Source organism: Mesorhizobium sp. BAC0120, assembly GCF_033542235.1.
Taxonomy (GTDB): domain Bacteria; phylum Pseudomonadota; class Alphaproteobacteria; order Rhizobiales; family Rhizobiaceae; genus JAWRCU01.
In genome coordinates this window covers 283,262-295,577 of record NZ_JAWRCU010000002.1, presented here as the reverse complement: position 1 = coordinate 295,577, position 12,316 = coordinate 283,262, and the positions used below count along the sequence as shown (strand labels likewise).

Annotated in this window: 12 protein-coding genes; 3 read left to right on the top strand and 9 right to left on the bottom strand. The window is 60.2% G+C overall.

What is annotated here, in order from left to right:
• Window positions 1–51: 51 nt before the first annotated feature.
• The 5 genes from SAZ10_RS04885 to SAZ10_RS04865 all read right to left on the bottom strand — a co-directional run bounded on the left by SAZ10_RS04885 (window position 52) and on the right by SAZ10_RS04865 (window position 5,716).
• A complete protein-coding gene (locus SAZ10_RS04885) occupies window positions 52–366 on the bottom strand; it encodes a co-chaperone GroES (protein WP_318608053.1) in 315 nt (104 codons plus the stop codon).
• A gap of 467 nt (window positions 367–833) precedes the next feature.
• Window positions 834–2,915 (bottom strand): mechanosensitive ion channel family protein, encoded by a 2,082-nt coding sequence (locus SAZ10_RS04880; protein WP_412535174.1) that lies wholly within the window; start codon window positions 2,913–2,915, stop codon window positions 834–836.
• 21 nt (window positions 2,916–2,936) lie between these two features.
• Window positions 2,937–3,395, bottom strand: coding sequence for a DUF2721 domain-containing protein (locus tag SAZ10_RS04875; protein ID WP_412535161.1), 459 nt, complete (start codon window positions 3,393–3,395; stop codon window positions 2,937–2,939).
• Window positions 3,396–3,465: 70 nt separating this feature from the next.
• Complete coding sequence (locus tag SAZ10_RS04870; protein WP_412535160.1) at window positions 3,466–4,146, bottom strand: hypothetical protein; 681 nt, start codon at window positions 4,144–4,146, stop codon at window positions 3,466–3,468.
• A 136-nt stretch (window positions 4,147–4,282) separates the two neighbouring features.
• A complete protein-coding gene (locus SAZ10_RS04865; RefSeq protein WP_318608051.1) occupies window positions 4,283–5,716 on the bottom strand; it encodes a DUF1254 domain-containing protein in 1,434 nt (477 codons plus the stop codon).
• 462 nt (window positions 5,717–6,178) lie between these two features.
• On the opposite strand from SAZ10_RS04865, the gene SAZ10_RS04860 reads away from it, so the two are divergent.
• Entirely contained in the window at window positions 6,179–6,469 is a 291-nt protein-coding gene (locus SAZ10_RS04860) for a hypothetical protein (RefSeq protein ID WP_318608050.1), read from the top strand.
• A 186-nt stretch (window positions 6,470–6,655) separates the two neighbouring features.
• Here SAZ10_RS04860 and SAZ10_RS04855 read toward each other — a convergent pair whose 3' ends face one another.
• From SAZ10_RS04855 to SAZ10_RS04840, 4 genes are all read right to left on the bottom strand, one after another.
• Complete coding sequence (locus SAZ10_RS04855) at window positions 6,656–6,934, bottom strand: hypothetical protein (RefSeq protein WP_318608464.1); 279 nt, start codon at window positions 6,932–6,934, stop codon at window positions 6,656–6,658.
• A 35-nt stretch (window positions 6,935–6,969) separates the two neighbouring features.
• Window positions 6,970–7,731 carry a DUF2092 domain-containing protein gene (locus SAZ10_RS04850; RefSeq protein WP_318608049.1) on the bottom strand — a complete coding sequence of 254 codons (762 nt, stop codon included), beginning with the start codon at window positions 7,729–7,731 and terminating at the stop codon, window positions 6,970–6,972.
• Between the two features lie 114 nt (window positions 7,732–7,845).
• Window positions 7,846–8,973 carry a patatin-like phospholipase family protein gene (locus SAZ10_RS04845; protein ID WP_318608048.1) on the bottom strand — a complete coding sequence of 376 codons (1,128 nt, stop codon included), beginning with the start codon at window positions 8,971–8,973 and terminating at the stop codon, window positions 7,846–7,848.
• Between the two features lie 233 nt (window positions 8,974–9,206).
• Window positions 9,207–9,470: a hypothetical protein gene (locus SAZ10_RS04840; protein ID WP_318608047.1), complete on the bottom strand. Its 264-nt coding sequence runs from the start codon at window positions 9,468–9,470 to the stop codon at window positions 9,207–9,209.
• A 178-nt stretch (window positions 9,471–9,648) separates the two neighbouring features.
• On the opposite strand from SAZ10_RS04840, the gene SAZ10_RS04835 reads away from it, so the two are divergent.
• Together SAZ10_RS04835 and SAZ10_RS04830 are read left to right on the top strand one after the other, a co-directional pair.
• Window positions 9,649–11,349 (top strand): hypothetical protein, encoded by a 1,701-nt coding sequence (locus tag SAZ10_RS04835; RefSeq protein ID WP_318608046.1) that lies wholly within the window; start codon window positions 9,649–9,651, stop codon window positions 11,347–11,349.
• Window positions 11,350–11,469: 120 nt separating this feature from the next.
• Window positions 11,470–12,279: a transporter gene (locus tag SAZ10_RS04830; protein ID WP_318608045.1), complete on the top strand. Its 810-nt coding sequence runs from the start codon at window positions 11,470–11,472 to the stop codon at window positions 12,277–12,279.
• Window positions 12,280–12,316: the final 37 nt, after the last annotated feature.

Below are 12,316 nucleotides of genomic sequence, written 5' to 3'. Positions count from 1 at the left end.
TTCAAAGGCAGCATTTTCCTGACGCAGCACTGATTGCCTGTTCCGGCTCGCTCAAGCGGCCTTCTTCGCAGCAGCCTCGACCTCGATCACGCCCATCACATCGCTTTCCTTCATGATGAGCAGATCCTCGCCGTCGAGCCTGATCTCGGTACCGGACCATTTGCCGAAGAGAATTCGGTCGCCGGGCTTGACGTCGAGTGGCTGCAGCTGGCCGGCTTCGTCGCGCCCGCCGGGCCCGACAGCGACCACCTCACCTTCCTGCGGCTTTTCCTTGGCGGTGTCTGGAATGATGATGCCGCCCGCCGTCTTCTCTTCGGCTTCGACGCGGCGAACAAGGATACGATCATGCAATGGGCGGAAGGTCATGTCGCACTCCTCCTACGGACATACAGTTTGCAGTCAGACGTCGCCGCACCCAGACAGGTCCGGCGCACCACCACGCGACCTTCTTCAAACGTCGCGCGTACGATCTGGTTGGTGGATTTTACCCTTTCAAGAGGGGCTTCGCAAATTTTTAGCACTCAGCCACACAGAGTGCTAATATTTTGTAATTATAGCGCTATTCGTGCTGAGCAGCGGAACGGCGGCCCCGATCGATTGGTCTGGGTCGGCCAGCACATCGGCTCGCCAGCCCGGCTCTGAAGGCCAGGGCAACCATTTCCCTTGAAGCCAAGCTTTCCGCCGATGGGATTGCTATCGCCCAAGCCCTCCGGGGGATAAACTTACCGTTGACGGCAAGCGGGATGCGTTGTCGTACAGGAGAGTAGTCTACCGTATTGCACAGGAAGGAGTGCCCCTCGCCTTTGGTGTCAATCGCAAGCAATCTTGTACCCCTAACCCGGCACTGCCGGGGCTGGCTGCTGCAGATTGAGTATTTGCTGGGCTGCCGCGGCGGCCTCACCGCCTCCTTGCACACGGACTGTCGGGAAGGCGATCTTGATACCGTTTTCCTCGAAGGCCTTCTTGATCATCATATAGGCGCGACGCTTTATGGCGAACTGCGTGCCGGGCCTGGTCATGAGCTTCATCCGCAGCACGATCGAATACTCGCCGAAATCGTCGATGCCCTGCATCTTCAAGGGTTCGATCGTGTCGGCGGCAAACTCGGGGGCATTGGCCAGCTCCTGGCCGATCTTCTTGATGAGCTTGCGTGCCAGTTCGACGTCGGAGTCGTAGGTGACCCTGATCGTCATCTTCTCGATCGCCCAGTCGCGGCTCATGTTCTGGACAGCCCCGAGTTGGCCGAACGGTACCGTGAAGACGGGCCCGCGCTGGTGCCTCAACCTTATGGAGCGCAGACTGAAGGATTCGACGGTGCCCTTGTAGGATCCGCTTTGGATATACTCGCCAACACGGAAGGCATCGTCGAGCATGTAGAAAATACCGCTCAGCACGTCCTTGACCAGCGTCTGTGATCCGAAGCCGATGGCGACGCCCAGGATACCGGCGCCTGCGATCAGCGGCAGGATTTGAATACCCAAGCCCGACAGGATCGTCAGGCCAGCCACGACGGCAATGAATACAACGAGCACATTGCGGAATATCGGCAGCAGAGTGCGCAGCCTGCCAGTTTGTACTCCAGTCGCATCGACTTCCGCAGCAAGCCTCAGACGATAGTCGATGAGTGCCTTCGACAGCTGCCAGGCGAGATCGGCTAGCACCAAGATGATGACGGCGTGAAACAGGCCGTCAACCACTCTCTCGCCAAGCTTGCTGCCGGACAGCGCCAAGGTACTGAACCGCCACTGGTATGCCAGCCAGGCTACCGCGAAGGCGATAACCAGCGCCCTGGCGCCCCTGACCACGAGAACATCGAAGACCACGCCCACGGCGCCCGCTGGCCTGCCGCTGCCCGCAATGGCCTGCACCAATTGGCCGACGGCCCTCAGTACGGCCGGCAGGACCAAGGCATAGATGCCGATCCACAAGAGGCCGGTCATTCCGCCTAGCCAAAGCAGCCAAAGCGCGATCAGGAAAAGCGTGAGCAGGATCCCCTTCAGGGCGGACGGAACTCCGTCGGGCCGATGCCAGACTACCTCGACCGCTGCCGCCAGCAGGCCGAGCCCCATCAGATGCGTGGCAAGTTGCGTGACCTCCGCTGAATTGCCGAGAGATTGCATGATGCTGACCATCACCCAGCCGAGCAGAAATATCCCGGCCATCAGGCTGATGCGACGGAACCAGAAACCCTGCACACCATCATCGACGACGGGCTGCTCTTTGTCGGACGCGACTTCACCGCCCTCGCCCGATGCATCCGGAAAGGTTCGAGGTGCGGCAAGCACTATTGCCGGCCACAGGACAGCTCGCAGCATGCGAAAGGCGATGATGGCCAACAGCAGAACCAGCACGATTTTCCGCAGCAACGGCGGCCATTCGAAAGCCAGGAACGACCCGATGCCAGCCAAGGAGAATGTCAGCAGGGCTGCCAGCTCCGTCAGAAGCATGCGGGGCGCGAGCTCTTGCCCTCCACCTTTCATGGGCGATTTCGGAAGCGCTCGTCGCACCAGCCATTCCGCGCCGGCGCCCACCGCGACGAGCGCCGCCAGAATGAAAACCACGAACCCTGGCCTGCCCGCATTGACGTCGCGCTCCATGACGTCGGCCGCCCTCGCCAGCTCTTGCGGCACCAGGGGCACCGCATGAACGAGCGTCTCGATGCGGTCGCGGATGCCATCCTCCCAGCCTGTCAGCATATCGGAAACCGGGTCTCGTGCTTCGGACTTGGGCACGGTTGCAGCAGCCTGACCTTCCAGCCACGCCTTGACGCCTGGATCTTTCAGCAACTCAAGAAACTGCTTGGCCTTGTCAGGGGGCAATTGGGCAGAAGCCGGCTGTGCCCAACTGACGCTCTGCAAGGCCAGAAGAGTGACTGCCAGCCCCACGGGCACGGCCAAGCAACGCAGGACACCCATGACTCTTTCGATCAACTCCGACTATCCTCTCGTATCGACGGCATGATGATGATCGTAGTCGTTCAAGGCCATAGCGACCTCACAGGCGAGTGTGACGAGCGCGGCCGCAAGCAGAAGGAGGGCGAGCGTGAAAAGCATGCCCGCCCCAAAGACGTGCTGTCGTCCGAGATAGGCACTGGCGAATGAAAAGATCACGAGCATCGTGGCAGCGACACCGCTCATGACGGCATAAAGCATCGCCCGGTTGACCAGCCGCGCCCTGCGCTCCAGTCGCGGAAGGTCAACTCTGAGGCGACTCTTCGGATGATCCCTTTCGGGCAGCGAATTGAGGTCGCGGATACGCCCGAGAATGTTGGTCAGCCGTGTAAACAACACAGAGACGAAACCTGCGACCGCGCCAAGCGAAAAAGACGGCGCGATCGAGTGCGAGATCACCTGAGAGATCTGCTCGGGGGATGGAGCATTAAACAGGTCGTTCAACACGGCTTACGGCTACTCCGCTGCCACAACGCAGAGTTTTCCGCACCAACCCGAAGCCGCCGAGCATCTGTCAATAACATGGAGGATACGGATAGTAGCCGCATGCCGGCCGCATATAGGGGTGATAGGGATATGCGTAAGGGTGATAGTAGTAGGGAGCGGCGGCTGCAACGGCTCCGGCAGCCGCGCCGGCATACCAGGCTCCGCGATAGGCAGTCCGCCGTGCCACGCCTGCGAAGGAGAGCGGCGTGAAGGGCAGGCCAATAATGTCAATGAAAGTCGAGGCGGGACCGTCTGCGCCGTCGAGGCTCCCTTCAAGAACGTCGACGTCGAAAGTGAGCTTCTCGCCCTCCAGTTTCGGGGCCTTCAGGGTAACGACGGCATCAACGACGGAACTGTCGTCCTTGCTGAGGACTGACACGGTCGCGTTTGGAGGGTCCTTGGCAAAGCTGTCGCTACCCACAGCCCACTCCTCGAGCAGGTGCGAGGTAAGCACATGGCCGGCGGCGCGCACCGGACGGTCGGCGAACATGATGGAGTTCGGCGACACGCCGGAAAGAACGAGCCGCCCGTCGGCAAGGCTTGCGCCTTTTGAATTGAGCACGATCAGCGCAGGCTCCATCTTGGGTTTCGCGGCCCCGATCGACTTCGTCGCGGGCGCCGCGATTGCGTCCTGTGCGAGCGCCGTCCCGACCGACAGTGAAAGGCCGGCAGCCGCCGTTGCGGCAAGCGCGATCATCCTAAGCTGCATGGGATATTCCCTTCTTCAATTGCTGATGTAACGTTCGTTTTCAGGCTTTGCGGCTGCCGTCACGTGTCCGCCCGACAGGCGACAAAGCTCAAGCTGCCGTCGCGCGCACTGACGCCGCAGTTAACCGGAGCCGGGTTCAGGAGACTTCCTCGACGGCTGGGATCGTCCAGGTTCCGTCGATGATCGACGGATCGTTCTCGTTCGGCCAGTACAACCTCAGCATGAGATAAAACTTGCCGGCAGGCGCGGGCAGCCAGTTCGATTCCTTGTCCGCGCCCGGAGACGAGTTCTGCAGATAAAGCTCGAGCGACCCATCAGCTTTGTACTTCAAATCCTGGCGTGGGCTGATCGAGTAACGGTTGAGAGGGTTCGCGACGAAGAAGAAGTTCTCGTCATACATCGTGAGGGACCAGAAGCCCGAGGTAGGTGGCGTCTGGCCCTTTGCGAAATGGATGACGTAGTTCTTCCGGCCGTCATAGGAGCGGTGATGCGCATCCTTCTCCGAAGTCGGATAGACGGCGTCCTGAGGACGATTGGCACCGAGCCCGATGGCGGTCACCAGAGCCCGCATCAGATAGTCGGTGCCGTAGAGCCCCGTCTTGGTCGTGAATGCCCAGCCGTTGATATCCTTGACCTCGCTATTGACCTTGAACTGAAGCATGATCCGGTCGAAAGCGATCGTCGGGATGCGGTCGAGGAAATCTGCCTTCAATTTGCTGGCATCGAAATCCTGACCCGCGACAAGTCCGATCCGCCCGAAGCGCTCCAGCGCAGGCGCATCCGCGATGGACGGCGGATTGGTCTTCATCAACTCTGCAAGGAGCGTGAAGTACTCGGCCGCGGTCAGCCGATTGACCTGATCGCGTACCGCCGTCTTCATGTCGATGGACGGATCTACCTTACCGGGCGGAGGCGTGTAGTCCTTGCCATAGGCGCTGAGCGGCACCAGCTTGAACTCATCCTGGAGCGCGTGCACTTCTGCATAATCTTCTGGCGTTCCAGTGCAATAGATGCGCCCCAGCAGCCAGACGATGTTGGTCGGCGATTCGTATTGCGTCACGCCTTCGGGGAGTGTGCCGCTCCAGCCTGGACCTGTGATGGCGTAGGTCTGAGGCCCGGTTCCCGTCGTCCGCTTGCCCGGCACCTGGAAGACGTTCGTCCATCCGTCGAGCATCGGCAGCAGGAAATATCGGCCCTTCATGTCGGGGACGCTAAGTACGTATGGCTCCTTTCCGACATCGAAGAAGGAGGTCGTATACAAAGTGTCGGCATTCGGCGCAGTGACATCCCTGAACGAGGCGTCCGGATACTGGCGCAGCTTGATGATGTGCCCCATCGGACCACGCGTCCCCTTCACCTCGGCGACATTGGTCATGACGCGCCGAGTCATCTCCATCGTCACCAAGGGGTAACCGTAGATGTACGCGTCAGTGGCTATCCAGAAATTTTCCAGGTCCTCACCGGCCCGGAGTGCACCCTCGCCGAAATCGGCCCGGGCCAGTGAGGCCACCGATGTTCCCGCAAGCAGGCTGAAACCGCCTAAAGTCAAAGTTCGACGCGTGATATTCATGACGACCTCCTGGGAAAGAGGGCCGGACTTTGCCCCAGGGGCGATCGTCTGAGGACGTATGTTACAGTGATTTACCTAGGAGAATGGGACCGCAAATGACGGGGGAAGGCCGGCCTTAAGGTTAATCTCCGGTGACGAGGGACATCGTATCAGCGTCCGAACGGAGAACCGGTTATGGTTCTTGTCTTGGTTCCACGACATGCAGCGCTGGCGCCCTGCTCGACTATCTTGAAAGCGGCCCGTTCGCGAACTCGTTCTTGCGAGTGACGGTTTTGGCTAGTTCGAGCGCTGAATAGGCTCCCTCTAGTCTCAAATGAAACTACTTTACTTTTCTCTGTCTCTGCACGGTTACATGCTTGGACATGTTAATTACCTTCCTTTCTCGAGCGCTTATCATAGCCTGCAGGTCGTCCGGCGAGATCAACGGATCGCCGCATCACTCAATAGCGAGGAATGAATACCATGAAGCATTTTTCATTTGCCTTGTCGGCATTGCTTTTGTCCGCCGGCGCGACCGCTGCGGCAGACGTTCCGGAGGCGGCGGTAAACGCCTGCCTCAAACACGCCAACGCCTACAATGACGCCGCTCCTGGAACCGCGAAGTTCAACGGCAGTGCCGAAGCGAATGTCGCCCTCATGGGCCCGGGCGCAGGCGACTACTGGCGGCTGCTCGTCGATGTAGAGGGGGGCACTGATATATCTTGCACCGTCAGTGCAGACGGCAAGACAATCATGGTCAACCCTGCTGGCTGAGCCGCTTCCGGCCGCCGATGTTGCGAGCGTTGAAAGAAGCGCTCGCCGCCGACGGGCGTTGGCACCCGCCGCCCGGGTGTTCACGTCCGTCGGATTGAATTTGGAAGTGCATTCAGGTACCGGTGAGACCCACAGGACGGCCGCGAGCCCGCGTCGTCCTGTCCGCCCCAGAAATCACGTCGCCATTCAGTCCACGTAAATAACCACGTAGCGCCCGCCATAGGGCTGATAATAAACCCCTCCGCATCGCCAAACAGCCAAGCCATTGACCGTGGCCCTGACGCATCCGGCCGGCAAGGTGCTCGCATAAATCGCGGAACGGCGGATGACCCGCCTGGTCGTGCGGCGTGCCACGCCCGCCACGCTCCCCGGCGTCGCGGGCCGTCCGATCACCGCCTGGGCGTCTGTCATGATGCCAAGCTCGGGGAAGGCCGTATCGGCGATATCGGTCAGCACGAGGGCCATAACCACGCCTATGGCCCACTTTCGAATGGCTCGATTCATTGCTGAGGCTCCTCTAACAGCTCGCCGACCGCGTCGGCCGATATCGACTGGATCCGGGTCGCTCCCGCCGGCGCCTTGAGTTCGAACTGCTTGGCGTCGAACTGGGGAGCGGTATCCCAATCGCGCAGGCGCAGCACGTGCTGAGGCGCGCCGGTCATCCATTTCGTGGTGACGATGTATTTAAGAGGCAGAGGCTTATCGCCCTTCTTAATCCAGATCTGCCAATCCACCCGCGGATTGCGGAAGGCGAGATGCTCGCATTCCACGCCGCCTACGATGCCAGTGCCGACGTGGGTGGCCTCCGTCGTGTCCTCTGTCAGCATCGAATAGGAATTGGCTGCGAACAGGTCGGCTCCCGAAGCGTCGAGCCCGGTTGCCGTCCGCAGCTCCTCGACGGCCTCGTCGATGGTGGGGCCGGGGCTCTCAAGCTGGGCGAACATGTTGGCCTTCTTCCCCAATACCGAGATCGTGGCTCCGTCGAAGGTCAATTCCACATCGGCGAAAGAGCCCTTGCGTTCGAAATGAAACTTGCCCGGACGCTCGAGCGCGATCTTCCCGCTGGCGCTGAACTGCAGCTTTTGCCCGGCGGCATCGATGATCTCGTCCTCCACGTCGAACTCGGCGGTAAAGGATTTCAGCCCGGCGAGGTAGTCGGTCATAGTCCTCAGGATGCGGGCTGCTTCCGGGTCGACACCCTCGGCCGACGCTGAAGCGACGGTCAGCCCCAGGCCTACAGCAGCGGCCGGAAGAGCCAACATTGCTCTCAAGTATTTTTCGAATGTCGCCAAAGATTTTCTCCGATTACTCTCAGTTGGAAATTGAAGGCTGCCCCGACTTCCGCATAGCGGTTGGATATCGTCCGCAGACCACGATCACAGGTCTGGCGGCGCGCGATTCCATGGATTCCTGCGCATGGCCTCGGCATAACCTGCGTCGAACAGCGCACCCATGTATGCCTTGTCGAACGCCGATTTACTTTCGCGCGTGAAATCGGTTGGTATAGACGTATAGTGGTATGCGACTTGATCCCGCTGGGCGATCGCATAGATGCGAAAGAGATCCCCGATGCCATCTGACTTGATGAGGGTGTCGATCGAGCGACCGGCGATGTCCCAGACCTTAGGTTTGACTACGGCATATTCGGGAGAAATCTTGTTGTTGCGAATGACATAGAGGGTCCGTTTCGCCTTCCATCCTATGGCCGCATCGACCTTCCTGGGGTCGTAGCTCGGCGGATACAGGAAGACCTGCCGGGTCACGCCGCCATCGACATGCATTTCGTTGTACGACTTGCCATCAGCGGTGACGCTTATGTTTACCGGCGGAAAGGCGCCAGGAATCGACGCCGAGGCAAGAATGATCTGGTGAACGAGCTCCAGCGATTTCGGATGTCCGCTTTCGGCAATGGCGCTGATATTCCAGATCATCGGGCGCTGCGCCTCGAGATTGCTGGTGCCTATGAGCAGCAGGCGGCCCTTCCGCGACTCGACAGCAATCTCGTCGAGCATCGCTTGCGTGAAGTAGCGAGCGATCAGTCGCTTCAGTGGGGTCGTGTCCGCAAGCCCGGCGGACCGTCCAAGCAGAGCGGGCAGTACCTGTGCGGTGGCCACATCATCGGTCGTGATAGACGTGTAGGCCTCCTTGAGCGCTGCATCGTATTTCGGTCCGAGAAACGCCATGGGCGCGATCATCGAGCCGGTGCTTATGCCTGTCACAACGTCGAACTTCGGCCTCGTGCCCTTTGCCGTCCAGCCCACGAGGAAGCCAGCGCCGTAGGCACCGTTGCTGCCTCCGCCCGAGATGCAGAGGTAGTTGATCGGCACCTCCTTGCCCCGGAGCGAATTGCCGTAGATTTCGTGCACCTTCTCGATCGTCTCGCGCTCCCGCTGCACGAAAGCGCTAGGCGGCTCGTCCGCCCAGTAACGGATCTCATGGAACGTGCCGACCTTGGCATCGGTGACCTGGTTTTGAGGGACAGAATCCAGAACGTCGGTCGCCACGCACCCGCCTATGGGCATGGCAAGCGCCGCGAGAAGGAGCGCGCCAATTACTGGTGCATTTTTCTTGACCGCAACCGCGTCCTGCTGTCCAGGCGTTGCGTCGTCCCGTCGCCATCTGACCCTGAATAGGCCGCCAGTAGCAGCCGGTGCATGGATTTGCATGATGAACCTATGATTGTTTCGGAGATGCAGGAGACTGGGAGGACCGACAGTCGTTTGCCGACAGGCAGGACTCACGGGCGTGGCGGGTTATCGATTCGTGATTGGGCAAAGGCCTGGTTCTCCCGCAATGCAACTTCGATCTCGCGGGTCAGTCGCGCGACGAGATCTTGCCACTCGGCCTTCCTCGCAGCGCGTTTTGGCTCCGGAAGCTGCTCGACCCTCGACAGCGCCGTCTCCGCTTCCACAAGTTCCTCGCACATCTCGCGGAAACCTTGATCCGCCTCGAACATTCGGCGGATTGTCAGTTCGAGCTCTGGAAATCGGCGGACTGCCACCGATAGCGCTGCTCGCATGGCTGTAGCTTTCGCTGCCCATTCGTGACTTGAGGATGTCCGAAAGGCTAGTCATCGAACCATTGCGGAAGCAAGTGGTCAGATGTTATTTACATGGGGACCGTATAGCTGCAGAAGAAATAGCAGCGAAAGCCGCGGGAATCAGCAACGAGGGGGTATCGTGATCGGTGAAGAAGCCCCTGCGAACGGTGACTCCGCCCCCTCCGTCGACGACTGTCGTGCTCAGCTTGCGCGTATCCTGAGCAGCGCGGACTTTGGCGCCACCGATCGCAAACACAGGTTTCTCAGCTATGTCGTAGACGAGACTTTGGCTGGGCGCAGCGGCCGCATCAAAGCGTATTCGATCGCGGTCGAAGTGTTCGGCCGCGATGCTTCCTTCGACCCCCAATCGGATCCCATCGTCCGTGTCGAAGCCGGCCACCTTCGCCGGGCACTTGAACGGTACTATCTGACCGCCGGACAGGACGACCCTGTACTCATCAGCATCCCGAAGGGAGGCTACGTTCCCGCCTTTTCGCTGCGCTATGCTCCTGGTCCGCCCCCTGAAGAGCCCAGGGTCGCAGCTGCTCAGGCACCGCGGCCACGCCTGGGGAGCAAGCCTCGGCTCATAGCAGCAGCCGCAATATCGGCTGCCGCTGCCGTGGCGCTGGCGTGGTGGGGTTACTCATTCCGACTTCAGCCGAGCCAGCCGGAAATCCCACGCTTGCTGGTCCAGTCGTTCGACGGTCTGGCAGGAGCGGCCGAGTCCGCCGCCTTGGCCCGCGGGCTCACGCAGGAGGTTATCAGTCAGCTCTCCAAATTCAAGGACATCGTAGTCGTCGAGTCGCCTGACCCGAAAACGGTGCCACAGGCACGATACGCCCTTGCAGGAAGCGTGGATCTGTCGACGGACACGTTCCGATTTCGGGTCCGCATGCTCAATCGGGCGGACGGGTCGGTGCTCTGGGCGCACAGTTATGATGGTGCTCGGACAGTTTCCAATCTTCTGAGGGCACAGGCCGACGTCGCCAGCAACGTCGCCACCAATCTGGCGCAGGCCTATGGGATCATCTTCGAGGCGGACGCCGGGCGCGACGTTCGCAATCCTCCCGACGACTGGTCGGCGTATTCCTGCACACTCTCCTATTACTCCTATCGAGCCAGCTTCGATCCGGAAGTTAGCCCATCGGTACTCTCGTGTCTCGAGAAGGCAGTGGAGCGCTTTCCCTTTTATGCGACCGCCTGGGCCCTTCTATCGCTGACCTACATTGACGAGGCCCGGTTCCGCTTTCCGTTCGATCCCATGCGGTCAACGTCATTGATCAATCAGGCCCTTACCGCCGCCGACCGGGCCGTGCAATTGGAGCCACTCAATGTCCGGGGCCTGCAAGCACAGATGTTCGCTCTCTACTTCAACAGAGAGATCGACGCGGCCATGAGAGTGGGCAGCCGCGCAATGACCATCAACCCCAACGATACCATTTTTATGGGCGAGTATGGGTTTCGGCTGGCATTGTCGGGAAATTGGGACGACGGGTGCGCTCTGGTTGCAGAGGCGCGTGAACGCAATCCCGGGCCTCTCGCCTACTATGAGGTGGGGCTGGCAATGTGCTCCTATTTCAGCGGCAGTTACGAGCAGGCCGTCACGTGGATCAGGAAAGCAAATATTCCAGCCAATGCACTTTATCATTTGATTGCCGCCACGATCTTCGCCGAGGGAGGCTACAAGGCTGACGTCGAACGTGAGCGTGGTTGGCTTCTAGAGCACGAGCCCCTTCTGGTGACAAACGTCAGGGAAGAGGCGTTGCTGAGGTTTGGCCGTCCGGAAGATGCCGAACGATTTCTCGCCTCGCTCCGGAAAGCAGGCTTCGAGTTCCACTGATCGATCCCGAGCAAAGGGAACCTCGATCCCCACTCCGCGCCTGTTGGATACAGTTATTTACCTTCCCACGCGGTGAAACAACGGACCAACCTTGAGCGACGTCCGAAGCCAGGGGGGATCATGCTTAGGGAATTTCGATTTCGCGTTGTGCTGGCTGCTGCCGGTCTGATCGCCTCAGCTAGCTCAACCATCGCTCAAGATGCGGACGAGTTGTCGAAGCAGCTCGCCAATCCCGTTGCCAGCCTGATCAGCGTACCGTTCCAGAGCAATTTCGAGTGGGGAGGAGGCGCGGACGATAGCGGCTTCGCCTACACACTCAACATCCAGCCCGTCATCCCGATCTCGATCAGCGAGGACTGGAACCTGATCTCGCGCACTATCCTGCCCGTGGCTTATCGCGACTACCTGCCGCCGCCAGACGGCAACACCTTCGGCTTGGGCGACATCACCCAGAGCCTGTTCTTCTCTCCCAAGGCTCCCGGGCTTGGCGGCCTCATCTGGGGCGTCGGGCCTGCCTTTTTAGTCCCCACCGCCACCGACGATGTTCTCGGCTCAGGCAAGTTCGGAGTGGGTCCGACAGGCGTTGCCCTGATCCAGCGCGGGCCATGGACCGTCGGAGCGCTTGCCAACCACATCTGGTCTGTGGCCGGCGAAGACGACCGCGAGGAGGTCAACCAGACTTTCCTGCAGCCTTTCGTCGCCTATCAATTCGGGCACGGCACCTCACTCACGCTCAACACGGAGTCGAGTTACGACTGGGTGGGCGACCAGTGGACCGTGCCGATCAATCTCAGCGTTCAGCAGGTCTTCAAGCTCGGCGACCAGGCCATGAGCTTCCAGGTCGGCGGGAAGTATTATGCTGAAGCGCCGGAAGGCGGACCCCAGTGGGGCATCCGCACGACGCTGACCCTGCTATTCCCGAATAAATAGGACCTGCCGCATGGCCAAGCCGCGCCGAGCTCTGTTA